Origin of the sequence: Bradyrhizobium sp. ORS 375, from assembly GCF_000239775.1 — a bacterium.
In the GTDB taxonomy this organism is placed as follows: Bacteria; Pseudomonadota; Alphaproteobacteria; order Rhizobiales; family Xanthobacteraceae; genus Bradyrhizobium.
In genome coordinates, this window is sequence record NZ_CAFI01000046.1 from 1 (window position 1) to 14,521 (window position 14,521).

The 14,521-nt window shown below is 67.1% G+C and carries 12 protein-coding genes and 1 pseudogene; 8 read left to right on the forward strand and 5 right to left on the reverse strand.

Features of this window, described 5'->3' with window-relative positions; all coding sequences use genetic code 11:
* A partial coding sequence (locus BRAO375_RS04035) for a gamma-glutamyltransferase family protein (RefSeq protein ID WP_035638874.1) occupies positions 1 to 1,250 on the forward strand: 1,250 nt, incomplete at its 5' end.
* A 229-nt stretch (positions 1,251 to 1,479) separates the two neighbouring features.
* Here the strand turns inward: BRAO375_RS04035 and BRAO375_RS04040 are convergent.
* The 3 genes from BRAO375_RS04040 to BRAO375_RS04050 all read right to left on the reverse strand — a co-directional run bounded on the left by BRAO375_RS04040 (position 1,480) and on the right by BRAO375_RS04050 (position 5,370).
* Positions 1,480 to 3,027 carry a GMC family oxidoreductase gene (locus BRAO375_RS04040; protein WP_009026179.1) on the reverse strand — a complete coding sequence of 516 codons (1,548 nt, stop codon included), beginning with the start codon at positions 3,025 to 3,027 and terminating at the stop codon, positions 1,480 to 1,482.
* Positions 3,028 to 3,112: 85 nt separating this feature from the next.
* The gene (locus BRAO375_RS04045; RefSeq protein ID WP_009026180.1) at positions 3,113 to 4,447 is read right to left on the reverse strand and encodes an acyclic terpene utilization AtuA family protein; all 1,335 of its coding nucleotides are present in this window, start codon (positions 4,445 to 4,447) and stop codon (positions 3,113 to 3,115) included.
* A 110-nt stretch (positions 4,448 to 4,557) separates the two neighbouring features.
* Complete coding sequence (locus BRAO375_RS04050) at positions 4,558 to 5,370, reverse strand: SDR family oxidoreductase (RefSeq protein ID WP_009026181.1); 813 nt, start codon at positions 5,368 to 5,370, stop codon at positions 4,558 to 4,560.
* A gap of 326 nt (positions 5,371 to 5,696) precedes the next feature.
* Between BRAO375_RS04050 and BRAO375_RS04055 the strand changes: the two genes are divergently transcribed.
* The 7 genes and pseudogenes from BRAO375_RS04055 to BRAO375_RS04085 all read left to right on the forward strand — a co-directional run bounded on the left by BRAO375_RS04055 (position 5,697) and on the right by BRAO375_RS04085 (position 12,659).
* Complete coding sequence (locus tag BRAO375_RS04055; RefSeq protein ID WP_009026182.1) at positions 5,697 to 6,146, forward strand: RICIN domain-containing protein; 450 nt, start codon at positions 5,697 to 5,699, stop codon at positions 6,144 to 6,146.
* Positions 6,147 to 6,368: 222 nt separating this feature from the next.
* Positions 6,369 to 7,811: a xylulokinase gene (gene xylB / locus BRAO375_RS04060; protein WP_009026183.1), complete on the forward strand. Its 1,443-nt coding sequence runs from the start codon at positions 6,369 to 6,371 to the stop codon at positions 7,809 to 7,811.
* Between the two features lie 152 nt (positions 7,812 to 7,963).
* On the forward strand, positions 7,964 to 9,487 hold the full coding sequence (locus tag BRAO375_RS04065) for a sugar ABC transporter ATP-binding protein (protein WP_035638877.1): 1,524 nt from the start codon (positions 7,964 to 7,966) through the stop codon (positions 9,485 to 9,487).
* A complete protein-coding gene (locus BRAO375_RS04070) occupies positions 9,480 to 10,532 on the forward strand; it encodes an ABC transporter permease subunit (RefSeq protein WP_009026185.1) in 1,053 nt (350 codons plus the stop codon). Before BRAO375_RS04065 ends, BRAO375_RS04070 begins: the two co-directional genes overlap by 8 nt.
* Before the next feature lie 100 nt (positions 10,533 to 10,632).
* Entirely contained in the window at positions 10,633 to 11,580 is a 948-nt protein-coding gene (locus BRAO375_RS04075; RefSeq protein WP_009026186.1) for an ABC transporter substrate-binding protein, read from the forward strand.
* Between the two features lie 217 nt (positions 11,581 to 11,797).
* Positions 11,798 to 12,136: a Rieske 2Fe-2S domain-containing protein gene (locus BRAO375_RS04080; RefSeq protein ID WP_009026187.1), complete on the forward strand. Its 339-nt coding sequence runs from the start codon at positions 11,798 to 11,800 to the stop codon at positions 12,134 to 12,136.
* A 54-nt stretch (positions 12,137 to 12,190) separates the two neighbouring features.
* Positions 12,191 to 12,659: pseudogene (locus BRAO375_RS04085) on the forward strand (J domain-containing protein).
* Between the two features lie 109 nt (positions 12,660 to 12,768).
* Here the strand turns inward: BRAO375_RS04085 and adh are convergent.
* Both adh and BRAO375_RS36035 read right to left on the reverse strand, forming a co-directional pair.
* Positions 12,769 to 14,286 (reverse strand): aldehyde dehydrogenase, encoded by a 1,518-nt coding sequence (gene adh, locus BRAO375_RS04090; protein WP_009026189.1) that lies wholly within the window; start codon positions 14,284 to 14,286, stop codon positions 12,769 to 12,771.
* Between the two features lie 147 nt (positions 14,287 to 14,433).
* Positions 14,434 to 14,521, reverse strand: an 88-nt coding sequence (locus BRAO375_RS36035) for a helix-turn-helix domain-containing protein (RefSeq protein WP_283806054.1), incomplete at its 5' end; no start/stop codon positions are given.

Sequence of the window (14,521 nt, forward strand, 5' to 3'; positions counted from 1 at the left end):
GCCGGCTGCCGCTGGCCGAGGTGATGGCGCCCGCGATCCGGCTCGCCGAGCACGGTTTCATCGCCAGCCCCTATCTCAACGATTGCGTACGGCTCGTCGCGGATGATCTCGCGCGCGATCCACATTTGTCGGCGCTGTTCCTGCCGGAGGGCGAGCCGGTCAAGCCAGGCACGCGCGTGATCCAGACCGACTATGCGGCCTCGCTGCGCCTGATCGCCGAGCATGGCCCCGCCGCTCTTTATGGCGGACCGCTCGGCGACGCGCTCGCGGCCTACATGGCGACGAATGGCGGACTGATCGAGACGGCCGATCTCGCGGCCTACAAGGTCGTCGAGCGGACGCCGATCCGGGGCAGCTATCGCGGCTTCGACATCATCGGTCCGCCGCCGCCCTCGTCGAGCGGCGTGCACATCGTGCAGATGCTGAACATCCTCGAAGGCTTCGATGTCGCGGCGCTCGGCTTCGGCTCGACCGACGGCGCGCATCTGCTCGCCGAGGCCTTGAAGATCGCCTTCGCCGATCGCGCAGTGGCGACGGCGGACCCCGCTTTTGTCGACGTGCCGATCGAGCGCCTGACATCGAAGGCCTATGCCACCGAGCGGCGGGCGCAGATCGACATGGCCAGCGCCAGGAGCTTCGGTCCGGGCATCGCGCCGACGGAATCGGCCAACACGACGCACGTGACGGTCGCCGACGCCGAGGGCAATGTCGTAGCCTCCACGCAGACCATCAACGGCCTGTTCGGCGCCTGCGTGCAGATCCCCGGCACCGGGATGACCGCCAACAACTACATGTACAATTTCGATCCGCATCCCGGCCGCGCGCTGTCGATTGTGCCGGGCAAGCGCGTCTTCACCTCGATGGCGCCGATGATGGCGCTGCGCGACGGCCGGCTGCGCTACGCCCTCGGCCTGCCCGGGGGCCTGCGCATCTTCCCCTCCGCGTTCCAGGCGCTGGTCAATCTGATCGACCACGGCATGTCGCTGCAGGAGGCGGTCGAGGCGCCGCGGCTGTGGACCCAGGGCGGCGTGCTCGAGCTCGAGCCGGCCTTTCCGGACGATGTCGCGAAGGAGCTCGCCGCGCGCGGCCACGAGATCAAGCGCGAGCCGGTCGTGGCCGGCGGCATGAACGCGATCGCCTTCGGCGATGACGGCTCCATGACGGGGGCGGCGTGCTGGCGCGCCGATGGCGCCCCGATCGCGATCTCCGGCGGCCGCGCCCGCGCCGGCCTGCGCTTCGCGATCGCCTGAGGCTCGGGCCAGAGGCTGCGCCATCTTCCACTGGACGCGCTCCCTCCGTCGTCATTGCGAGGAGCGCAGCGACGCAGCAATCCAGGGCTACGTACGCGGCCCTGGATTGCTTCGCTTCGCTCGCAATGACGTCGTGGAGAGATCCCGGCCGCTTCGCGGAGGACAAAAACCACGGGCTTCCTCTTCGCCCTCGTTGTCGGAACCATGCGGCCCGAGCCGACGCGTGGCCTCAGCTCTGCCGCATCATCCGCGCGATCGCCTCGCCGATCACGACGGTGGTGAAATGCGTGTTGGCCCGGCAGTCGGACGGCATGATCGAGGCATCGGCGACGCGCAGGCCGGCGATTCCCTTCACCGTCCCGTCCGGATTGACCACGCCATCGGCGTCATCGAAGCCGCTCATACGGCAGCTGCCCGCGGCGTGCTGGATGTCGCCGGTGACCTGGCGCAGCAGCGCGTCGAGCTCGGCATCCGGCAGTTCGGCCGCCTGCGGCAAGGTAAGCGGCGTGTCGCCGAGGCGGATCCAATCCGCAATCTCTTGCAGAGCCGGCTGCGTCGTGATCACCGCCAGCCGCTTCACCGCATCGCGCATGCGCGCGATGTCCCTGACATCGGCGAGCATGTTCTCCTCCACGATCGGATCGACGGTCGGATCGGTCGACGCAAGCTTCAGCGTGCCGCGCGAGAAGGCGTTGAACAGGCCCGCCCCGATCGCGCCGGGCACGCCGATGCCGCGATGGTTGAACGCGATCAGGATCATGTCACGCTTGCCGCCGTCGGCCAGGCCCGAGGAATAGGTCACGCAGCAATTGGTATGGCGCGTGTCGCGATCGGTCGGTCGCAAGCCCTCGCGCAGCTGGATGGTGGTGCGGAACAGCGGATGGTCGAAGAAGTGCCGGCCCACAGGCAGATCGCGGAGCACGGCGATGCCCATGTCCTGAAGATCAGCCGCGGGTCCGATCCCCGAGCGCAGCAGGATCGCCGGACTATGGATCGCACCGGCGCATAGCACGATCTCGCGCGCGGCAATCTCCCTGACGCCCTGACCCTCGATATGGACGCGCACGCCGGTCGCCTTGAGATCGCTGATCAGCAGACGATCGACCAGCGCGCGGCCGCGGATCTCGAGATTCGCCCGCCCCCGCGCCGGCTCCAGATAGCCCTCATTGGTCGAGATGCGCCGGCCGTTGCGGCTGTTGATCGGATAGCACGCGACGCCCTCGCCATCGGGCCCGTTGAGATCGTCGCTCCAGGGATAGCCGCTCGCCAGCGCCGCATCGCGCAGGCCGCGATCGATCGGCCCCCACTTTTCAGGCGGCGCGCGATAGACCGGCAGCGGCCCGCCGCGTCCATGTCCGTCGCGGTCGGCGAAGGCGAGATCATCCTCGATCACCGAGAACAGCGGCATGATCTCCCGGGAGGACCAGCCCGTGCAGCCGTTGGCAGCCCATTCGTCGAACGCATCCGCGACGCCGCGGATCGCGATCTGGCCGTTCATCATCGAGCTGCCGCCGAGCCCCTTGCCGCGCCAGTAGAAGCGCATGTCCTGTCCCGCCACGCGGCGCGACATCAGCTGCGGCCACTGCCATTTCTCCTGGAAGGCGCGGTCATGAATGATCGGAATCGGGTTGGGCGTCGCGATCTCCCACGGCACGTCGGCCGCCCGCCAGTCGGCGCCGGCCTCGAGCAGCAGAACCCGCCGCTGCGGATCCTCGGACAGGCGCGCCGCGACAGCCGCGCCCGCGGAGCCACCACCGACCACAATGACGTCATACATCAACTGATATCCTGGTGCGCGCGTCCGTCGCAATCATAGGCACCACCTTGCGCCACCGGTTGCCATCCGTGAAGTGCTGGAAATGTCAGGCCACCAGCATGCCAACGCAGAGCTTCGCCGCATCTTCGGGAACGAGGCAGGACGCCACGGCAATCACCTCGCGCGCCGATTTCCAGGCGCCACCGCCGCCGGCCGGACCGTTGGTGTAAAGCGTCTCGACCTCATTGCCGATCCTGATCGCCTCGGCCATCGTCTCGGTCCGCCCTGCGACGCGAACGCGCACCTCATAGGGTTCGCGGCCTTCGACATGTGCTTCGCCATGCAGCGCATTCAGCCCGATCAGGTCGCAACGCAGCTCGCTGACCGCCACGCCGGTCAAGGCGAGCCGCTCGCGAACGATGTCGAGCGCGAGGCGACCGCGCGCGACAGCTCCCGGCCCCGCGTAGGAGATCTGGCCTTCGCCGACATAGGAGTCGAGATAGCCGACCGATGTCTTCAGCAGACCCGTCTTTGGCGTGCCGCGGCCGCCGGAGACCCTGACCCGGTCTGGACCGAGCTGTTCGATCGCGACTTGCGAAAAATCCGCCACCACATCGGGCTGGAAATATTTGGCGGGATCGTGGATCTCATACAGCAATTGCTCCTTCACCGTCGCCGCCGTCACGCAGCCGCCGGCGCCTGAGACCTTGGTCACGATCAGCTCGCCATCCTCGCGCACCTCGCCGATCGGAAAGCCCAGCCGCGCAAGACCGGGAACGTCCTTCAGTCCGGGATCGGCGAAATAGCCGCCAGTGATCTGCCCGGCGCATTCGAGCAGATGCCCGACGACGGTGCCCTGCCCGAGCCGGTCCCAATCATCCATCGCCCAGCCGAACTCATGGATCAGGGGCCCGAGGAACAGCGCGGGATCGGCCGCGCGGCCGGTGATCACGATGTCGGCGCCGGCAGCGAGCGCCTCGGCAATCGCCTGCGCGCCGACATAGGCATTGGCCGAAACGATGCGGTTGCCGAGCGCGGTGATGGTGTCGCCCGTATCGAGCGCGACATCGCTGGTCTTCAGCGGCTCCAGCACGTCGTCGCCGGTGATGGCCGCAATCTTGAGGCCCGCAAGGCCCAGCTTGCGCGCGATCGCGCGGGTCGCTTCCGCCGCAGCGAGCGGGTTGGCCGCGCCCATGTTGGTGATGATGCGGACGTTGTTGGCGCGGCAGATCGGCAGCACGGCCTGCATGCGCGCGGCCAATAGCGGATCATAGCCGGCGTCCGGGTCCTTCATGCGCGCCTGCTGCGCCAGCGCGATGGTGCGCTCGGCCAGGCATTCGAACACCAGATAGTTCAGCGCGCCCCTTTCCGCGAGCTCGACCGCGGGCTCGATGCGGTCACCTGAGTAACCGGCGCCTGCGCCGATCCTGATGCTGCGCATCGGCCGCTCCTCCTGAGTTTTTTTCCATCGTCTGACCCGCAAGGATAGCCGTCTCGCACAGGCCTTGCCAGAGCGGTCCGGCGCAGATCAGGCCACCGCTGTGCTGGTGATCAGCTCGCCCAATTGTCGCGGAACTCGCCGAACAGCGTGATGCCGCCGCAGGCATAGATCGTTTGCCCAGTGATGTAGCTCGCCTCGGCGGAAGCCAGGAAGGCGAACACGCCCGCGATCTCCTCGGGGCTCGCGACGCGTCCCATCGGGATGTGAGACTCGACGGCCGCACGCTTGACCGGATCGTCGGTCCAGGCGCCGTTGATCGGTGTGTCCACGGCACCGGGGCCGACGGAATTGACGCGGATGCCGCGTCCGGCGAATTCCAGCGCCAGCGTGCGGGTGAGGCCGGCCATCGCGCTCTTGCTGATCGAGTAAGCGAGATAGCCGGGCTTGGGAATGATCTGGTGCACGCTCGACGTATTGATGATGTTGCCGCCGCCACCGCGAGCGACGAAATGCGTGAGCGCATGGCGCGCGCACAGCACGGCACCGTTGAGATTGACCTCGAGAATGGCGCGATAGGCATCGACGTCGAGCGCCTCGCTCGGCGACTCCCGCTGGAAGCCGGCATTGTTGACGAGGCAGTCGAGCCGCGGCCAGCGCGCCAGCACCGTCTCGAACATCGCGGCGATGTCGGATTCGACGCCGATATCCGCCTTCACCGCGAAGTGATCACGAGCCTCGTGTCCGCGCGCAAAGGACGCCGCCCGCACCAGCGCCAGGGTCTCCTCGCCCGACGGCGACGGCCCGCCATAGTTGATCGCGACATGCGCGCCCTCCTCGGCGAAGCGCACTGCGATCGCGCGGCCGATGCCCTGCGCGGCGCCGGTCACCAGCGCGTAGTGTCCGACGAGGCGGGACGGCTGCATGTGTTTCTCCTCGGGATCAATGAGTGTTTCGAAGCGATGGCGTGCGGTCCGCCGCCTCGGTCATCTGTTATCATGCGGGAGCGTTCCGGCAACAGCACGACTGAAGCGCGCGACCGCGACTGAGGCTGCGCGTCGCTTGCGCGACCATCGAGCGTCACCGCCGCCCGAGGCTCAGCAGCAAACGCGTCAACGAAGCATTAAGACGAGCTTCAAAACCAATTTACGACCAGAGGTTGCTTTTTGTGAAGCGCTTCACGGAACGCGGCGGCGCGCGGCGATAGCGTCACCAGCGTTTTCGACCTCTCATTTTTTTCAAGGAGCAAGTCATGGCCGACGAAACGTTTCACAACTTCCAAGTCCTTCGTGGTCTTTCCTCGAACCGTTCGCTTCTCAGCTGCACGCAAGGCGGCAAAGTCGATCTGTTCAACACCGACGACGGCAGCGGGCGCCAGCGCTGGTACATCGTGCCGGTGACAGGCTTTCCCGAGGTTTACAACATCAAGGTGTCGGGAGGCACGGATCCGGGCAAAACCTACCTGAGCTGCACGTCCGATGGCGAGAAGGTCGATCTGTTCTCGCATGACGACGGCAGCGGCAGGCAGCGCTGGCGCTTCGTCGCTGTCGCGCAGTCCCCGATCTGCAACTATCACAACATCGTGGTCGTGGGCGGGGTCAACAATGGCCGCATCTATCTGAGCTGTACCCAGGATGGCACCAAGGTCGACCTGTTCAAGGAAGACGACGGCTCGGGCCGGCAGCGCTGGCAGACCCAGTAGCTCCCCCGATCCGCTGCGCGCGCGGAGGCCTCCGTCCAACGGCGGGAGCCTCCGCGACCTTGTGCGTGGCCGCGCCGAAGTGCTGGACTTCGTGCCACGACACGGTACCGTCAGCTTGCTGACCGTCCTCATCCAGCGCCATCGCTCGCGAACGCGGCGACGTCGCAAACATTCCAAGAAGCGACTCCGTCCAAGAAGCGATACCCGGCAGGCAACTCCGTCATGTATCTCGGCATCGATCTCGGCACGTCAGCCGTCAAGACGATTCTCGTCGACGACGCGCAGCGCGTGATCGCGAGCCGCAGCCAGACGCTGAGCATCGACGTGCCGCGGCCGGGCTGGGCGGAGCAGGATCCGGCGGACTGGATCTCGGCGGTGTTCGCCACGCTCGATGCGCTGAAAGCCGATCATGCCGGCGAGCTGGCCGAGGTCGCAGGCATCGGCCTATCAGGCCAGATGCACGGCCCGGTGCTGCTCGATGCCAAGCTCACGCCGTTGCGCCCGTGCATTCTCTGGAACGACGGCCGCTCCGCGGCCGAATGCGCCGTGCTGGAACAGCGCTGGCCGGCGCTGCGGCGGATCACCGGCAACAAGGCCATGCCGGGCTTCGCCGCGCCGAAGCTGCTGTGGATCGCCGGGCACGAGCCGGAGATCTTCGACGCCACGCGCTTCGTGCTGCTGCCGAAGGCCTATGTCCGGCTCGTGCTGTCAGGCGAGGCGATCGAGGATGTCTCGGATGCCTCGGGCTCGCTCTGGCTCGATGTCGTCAGGCGCGACTGGTCAGACGAGGGCCTCGCCGCCACCGGCCTTACGCGCGCGCAGATGCCGCGCCTCGTCGAAGGCTGCGCGCCTGCCGGGCGGCTGCGCGCCGATCTCGCCGAGCAATGGGGCATGAAGAAGCGGCCGATCATGGCGGGCGGCGCGGGTGACAATCCAGCCGGCGCGGTCGGGATCGGCGCGATCCGGCCGGGCGCCACCTTCATCACGCTCGGCACCTCAGGTGCCGTGATCACGCCAGTCGAATCCGTCACGCCCAATCCCGAGCGCGTGGTTCACACCTTCTGCCATGCGATCCCGGCGCGATGGCTGCAGGCTGGCGCGATGCTATCAGCCGCCTCCTGCCTCGCCTGGCTCGCGCGACTGCTCGGCGCCAGCGAGGCCGAGCTGCTCGCGCCGCTCGGCGCACGGCCCGTCGCGCCCTCGCCGGTGAGCTTCCTGCCCTATCTCGCCGGCGAGCGCACGCCGCATGACGATCCCGATGTGCGCGGCCTGCTCGACGGCCTGAGCCACGCGACGGATCGCAATGCGATCGTGCAGGCCGTGCTCGAGGGCGTCGCCTTCGCGCTGGCCGACTGCCGTGATGCGTTGACGGATACAGGCCTCGGCATTTCCGAAGCGGATGCGATCGGCGGCGGCTCGCGCTCCGACCTCTGGCTCGCGATCCTGGCGAACATCCTGAACATCCCGATCCATCGGCTGGCGGAGGGCGAGACCGGGGCCGCCTTCGGCGCCGCGCGGCTGGCACGGCTCGCCGTCACCGGCGAAGCGATCGCTGACATATGCACGCCGCCGCCACGGGTACGGACCTTCGCACCGGATCCCCGGCTCGCGGCAGACTATGCCGAGCGGCTGCCCGTCTGGCGCAGGCTCTATCGCCGGCATTGAGAAGCTGGCTACGACAACACGCCTGCTCTCGCGGCGACGTGTTGCGGCCGATGGTGTTTCATATTGTATTCGGCAACAGCCTCTAGTTTAATGGCGTCCCCGCGCCGACATCAATGAGCCGCGGACAAAGACGACGTGCGTTGGGAGGCACGATGAACGGTCCGATCCTCGAGATGCGCGGGGTGTCGAAGTCATTCTTCGCCATCAAGGCCCTGCAGAAGGTCGACCTGACCGTTTATGCCGGCGAAGTCCATGCACTGATGGGTGAAAATGGCGCCGGCAAATCCACCCTGATGAAGATCCTCTCCGGTGCCTACCGTCCCGATCCCGGTGGCGAGATCCGCATCGAGGGCCAGGTCGTGCGCATCGAGGGACCGATGGGCGGCCGCAACGCCGGCATTTCGATCATCTATCAGGAGTTGTCGCTGGCGCCGAACCTGACGGTCGCCGAAAACATCTATCTCGGACGCGAGCTGTCACAGACCGGCCTGCTGGCGCGCAACGCGATGCGCGAAGCCGTCGGTCCCATCCTGCAGCGACTCGGCGCCGATTTCTCGGCGGCGACGCTGGTCGCGGAACTCTCGATGGGTCAGCGCCAGCTGGTCGAGATCGCCCGCGCGCTGCATGCGCGCTCCAAGATCCTGATCATGGACGAGCCGACGACGTCGCTGTCGGCCGGCGAGAGCGAGAAGCTGTTCGCGCTGATCCGCCAATTGCGCAGCGAAGGCCTCGCCATCATCTACATTTCGCACCGCATGGACGAGGTCTACGCGCTCGGCGACCGCGTCACCGTGCTGCGCGACGGCCGTCTGGTCGGCTCGCTCGACAGACCGGAAATCCGCGCCGACAGCATCGTGCGCATGATGGTCGGCCGCGACGTGTCCTCGTTCTACAAGAAGGATCACGACCCGCATGCCAAGCGCGACCGCGCCGTGCTCACGGCGGTCGATCTCGGCGATGGCCACCGCGTCAAGGGCTGCTCGCTGACGGTGCATGCCGGCGAGGTCGTCGGCCTCGCCGGACTGATCGGCGCCGGACGCACCGAGCTTGCGCATCTCATCATCGGCGCGACGCCCAAGACGGCGGGACATCTCGAGCTCGACGGCGAACGCATCGAGGTCGAGACGCCGCGCGATGCGCTCGATGCCGGCATCGCCTATCTCACCGAGGACCGCAAAGCGCTCGGGCTGTTCCTCGACATGTCCTGCGCCGACAACATCAACCTCGCCGTGATCGGCCGCGACGCCAGGCTCGGCGGCTTTCTCGATCGCGACAAGGCGCGCGAGCGGGCCGACGAGGCGTTCAGCGCGCTCGGCATCCGCGCGCCGAATCCCGGGGTCACCGTCGGCGGCCTGTCGGGCGGCAACCAGCAGAAGGTGCTGCTGTCGCGCCTGCTCGCGACCGCGCCGAAGGTGCTGATCCTCGACGAGCCGACCCGCGGCGTCGACGTCGGCGCCAAGTCCGAGATCTATTCGATCATCGACAATCTCGCCAAGGCCGGCACCGCGATCCTGGTCATCTCGTCCGATCTGCCGGAGATCCTCGGCATCTGCGATCGCGTGCTGGTCATGCGCGAAGGACATCTCGCCGGCGAGCTGCAGCAGAGCGCGACCGCGCCGATCACCCAGGAGCACATCATGGCGCTGGCCACCGGGACGGAGCATGTCGATGCCTGACAACAGTTCGGCGCAAGCCAAGCCGGCGGCAGCGCAAGCAAAGCCCGCGACGCTGCCGGCGCAATCCGACAGCAAGCAGCAGCGGTTGCGGCTGATGATCCGCGCCGCCGGCATGCTGCCTGTACTGCTGATCCTGTGCATCGGCTTCCACATGCTGTCCGAGGGGCGCTTCTTCACCGGGCAGAATCTCGGCATCGTGCTGCAGCAAGCTGCGGTCAACACCGTGCTCGCGGCCGGCATGACCTTCGTGATCCTGACCGGCGGCATCGATCTGTCGGTCGGCTCGATCCTTGCCGCAGCGGCGATGGCCGGCCTGACGCTGTCGAAGATACCCGAGCTCGGCGCGCTGTGGCTGCCGGCCGCCGTGCTCACCGGCCTCGCCTTCGGTGTGGTCAACGGCGCGCTGATCGCGCTGCTGCGGCTGCCGCCCTTCATCGTCACGCTCGGCTCGCTCACCGCCGTGCGCGGCCTCGCCCGACTGATGGGCGGCGACACCACCGTGTTCAATCCGACGATCCCCTACGCCTTTATCGGCAACGCCTCGCTGACGATCATTCCCGGCGTGCTTTCGATCCCGTGGCTGTCGGTGATCGCGCTGCTCGTCATCCTCGGCTCGTGGCTGATCCTGCGCCGCACCGTGCTTGGCGTGCACATCTACGCGGTCGGCGGCAATGAGAGCGCGGCGCGGCTTGCCGGCATCAAGGTCTGGGGCGTGCTGCTGTTCGTGTACGGCATGTCCGGCCTGCTCGCGGGCCTCGGCGGCGGCATGCAGGCGGCGCGGCTCTATGCGGCCAACGGGCTGCAGCTCGGCCAGTCCTACGAGCTCGATGCGATCACCGCGGTCATTCTCGGCGGCACGTCCTTCGTCGGCGGCATCGGCTCGATCTGGGGCACGCTCGTCGGCGCGCTCATCATCGCCGTGTTGTCGAACGGGCTCATATTGGTGGGCGTGTCCGACATCTGGCAATACGTCATCAAGGGCCTCGTCATCATCGGCGCCGTCGCGCTCGACCGCTATCGGCTGCAGGGCTCGGCCCGGACCTGACCATCATCGGCGTGGCGCCACCTGCGCCTCGCCTCAGTGTTCTTCCACGGCCGCTGGTCCGCCGTGCGCAGGGATTCAAGAAGGACCAGGGAGGAAACCAATGTTGAAGACCATTTCGCTCGCCGGTGCCGCGCTGGCTCTTGTCATGAGCTCCGCGCCGTCCTCGGCCAAGGAGCTCAAATCGATCGGCGTCTCGCTCGGCTCGCTCGGCAACCCGTTCTTCGTCGCGCTGTCCAAGGGCGCCGAGTTCGAGGCCAAGAAGACCAACCCCAACGTCAAGATCACCGCGGTCGGCTTCGAATACGACCTCGGCAAGCAGGTCACCCAGATCGACAACTTCATCGCCGCTGGCGTCGACATGATCCTGCTCAACCCGGGTGACCCGAAGGCGATCGGCCCGGCGATCAAGAAGGCGCAGGCCGCCGGCATCCTCGTCGTCGCGGTCGACACCGCGGCCGAAGGCGCCGATGCCACCGTCACCACCAACAACGTCCAGGCCGGCGAGATCTCGTGCCAGTACATCGTCGACAAGCTCGGCGGCAAGGGCGACGTGATCATCCAGAACGGGCCGCAGGTTTCGGCGGTGATCGATCGCGTCAACGGCTGCAAGAGCGTGTTCGCCAAGGCGCCGGGCATCAAGGTGCTCTCCAGCGACCAGGACGGCAAGGGCTCGCGCGAAGGCGGCCTCACCGTCGCGCAGGGCTATCTGACGCGCTACCCGAAGATCGACGCAATCTTCGCGATCAACGATCCCCAGGCGATCGGCACCGATCTCGCCGCCCGCCAGCAGGGCCGCACCGGCATCATCATCACCTCCGTCGACGGCGCCCCGGACATCGAGGCCGCGCTGAAGGATCCGGCCACCCCGCAGATCCAGGCCTCGGCCTCGCAGGACCCGTTCTTCATGGCCCGCCGCGCCGTGCAGATCGGCGTCGGCCTGCTGAACGGCCAGAAGCCGGCTTCGACGGTCGAGCTGCTGCCGTCGAAGCTGATCACGCGCGACAACGTCGCCGAGTACAAGGGCTGGACCTCGGAGCGGAAGGAATAGTTTCCCGCAGCTGATCGCTACCGCGATCCAACGATGCAACGCCGCCCATTCCGGGCGGCGTTGTGCTGTCGGTTCGACCGCAGGGCTTTTGGACCCGATGATGGGCCGTGTGTCGCGTTTGCGACAACGATCTGCTGATCTCCTGCCTCGAACGCCGTTTTCGGCTGGTCCGGATCTTGCGAGAGCTCGCTCAAGGCATTCCACAGCGGGCGATCCGATGGCTTTCACTGCAGTCTGTCCGACAAGCGCCGTCTCCGAAGGTGGCATGGGTCTGTTTCAGGTGGGCAAGAAGAGCGTGCTGCTGCTCTGGCCCGCGGGCGGCGCGCTGACGGCGTGGCGTGGCCGCTGTCCGCATGCCGACGTGCCGCTGACCGAGGCGACGTTCGACGGCAAGACCATCACATGCCCGCACCATCAATGGGGCTTTGACGGCCTCAGCGGCAGATGCGTCACGCATCTCGTGCGCAACGCGCTGCATTCCTATCCGCTGCAGATCGAAGGCGACGAGATCCAGGTGGATGTCGGGCCGGTCAAGCCGGCGCGGACGCCGGCCTGACCGGGGCGCGAGACAAGAACGCAGCGGCCAAACGCTGCATCGACATGAGTGGCCATGACGAGCGCTGTTGAATGGGTGATCTGGAACGGATCGATGGGGATCGTCGATACGGTGCGGCTCGGTCCCATCACTGAGAGCGCGACCGGCCGGCTTGCCTCGCTCGCGCCGCCCTATGACGTCGTCGGCCCGTTCCAGCCTCGACGCGCTGGAGGCCGACGGCAGCGTCTCGTTCGGCGCCTGCCTCCTGATGTCGCAGCAGCGCTGGCGCGAGGATCAGGACGGCTTGCGCATCGCGGCGCGGGCGGCACGGCGCGCGTTGCTGGATCAACTGACGCGGGACGAGGATGACGCGGCCCATCGCGCGCTGCTCGACCTGCCGCTGCGGGGCCGCCTGACGGCGACGGAGATCAACGCGGGCTTCCGGAGGCTCGCCAAGTCGGCGCATCCCGATGCCGGCGGCAGCAACGAGCTGTACCGGCGCATTGCGGAGGCGCGTGAGGCGTTGCTGTCGCAAATGGACTAACAGGTTGGGAGCCAAAGCCCGCTCCCTCCCAAATACGGCATAGATCATCAACATGGTCTGACGCACGGGCCGGTCGGGGCGCTCATGCCCGACCGGCCCGGCTCCCGCCTCAGAAGAAGCCGAGCTTCTTCGGGCTGTAGCTGACCAGCATGTTCTTGGTCTGCTGGTAGTGGTCGAGCATCACCTTGTGGGTCTCACGACCGACGCCCGATTGCTTGTAGCCGCCGAACGCCGCGTGCGCCGGATAGGCGTGATAGCAGTTGGTCCAGACGCGGCCAGCCTGGATGGCGCGGCCGAAGCGGTAGCAGGTGTTGGCGTCGCGGCTCCACACGCCGGCCCCGAGGCCGTAAAGCGTGTCGTTGGCGATCGACAAGGCCTCGTCCTCGGTCTTGAAGGTCGTGACCGAGACGACGGGCCCGAAGATCTCCTCCTGGAACACGCGCATCTTGTTGTGGCCCTTGAACACCGTCGGCTTGACGTAGTAGCCGCCGGCGAGATCGCCGCCGAGCAGGTTGCGCTCGCCGCCGATCAGGAGCTGCGCACCCTCGTTCTTGCCGATGTCGATGTAGGACAGGATCTTGTTGAGCTGCTCGGACGAGGCCTGCGCCCCGATCATGGTGGCCGGATCGAGCGGACTGCCCTGCACGATCGCGCCGACGCGCTTGAGCGCGCGCTCCATGAAGCGCTCATAGATCGACTCGTGGATCAGCGCACGGCTCGGACAGGTGCAGACCTCGCCCTGGTTGAGCGCGAACATCACGAAGCCTTCGATCGCCTTGTCGAGGAAGTCGTCGTCCTCGGCACAGACGTCCTTGAAGAAGATGTTCGGCGACTTGCCGCCGAGCTCGAGCGTCACCGGGATCAGGTTCTGCGAGGCGTATTGCATGATCAGCCGCCCCGTCGAGGTCTCGCCGGTGAAGGCGATCTTGGCGATGCGCGGCGACGACGCCAGCGGCTTGCCGGCCTCGAGGCCGAAGCCGTTGACGACGTTGAGCACGCCGGCGGGCAGCAGGTCGCCGATGATCTCCATCCAGACCATGATCGAGGCCGGGGTCTGCTCTGCCGGTTTCATCACGACGCAATTGCCGGCGGCGAGCGCGGGCGCGAGCTTCCACGCCGCCATCAGGATCGGAAAATTCCACGGAATGATCTGGCCGACGACGCCGAGCGGCTCGTGGAAGTGATAGGCGATGGTGTCGTGGTCGATCTCCGCGATCGAGCCTTCCTGGCCGCGGATGACGCCGGCGAAATAGCGGAAGTGGTCGATCGCGAGCGGGATGTCGGCCGCGGTGGTCTCGCGGATCGGCTTGCCGTTGTCCCAGGTCTCGGCCAGCGCGAGCTTGGCGAGATTGGCCTCCATGCGGTCGGCGATCCGGTTGAGGATCAGCGCGCGCTCGGTGACGCTGGTGCGCGCCCAGCCGTCCTTGGCGGCGTGAGCCGCATCGAGCGCGGCCTCGATGTCCGACGCATCCGAGCGCGCGATCTGGCACACCGGCTGGCCGGTGATCGGCGAGATGTTGTCGAAGTACTTGCCGGCGCTCGGAGCCTTCCAGGCGCCGCCGATGAAGTTGTCGTAACGCGCAGCGAAGGGCGGCTTGAACGCCGCATTGACGTCAACCTTGGTCATCTCTCTCTCCCATATACGCCGATGCACACGGCGTTGGAGAAAGGGTCGGTCAAACCGGGTTTGTAGACCAGTGGGCGGCGGCGGCGCGGCGCCGGAAGTGTCGCAGTTCTGCGACAGCTCGGCGCCGGATTGCGGATGGCGCCGCGCTCAGCGCTCCAGCCCGAGCCGCTTCATCTTCCGATGCAGGGTCGCGCGCGACACGTCGAGCTCCTTCGCGGCCTTGGAGACGTTGCCG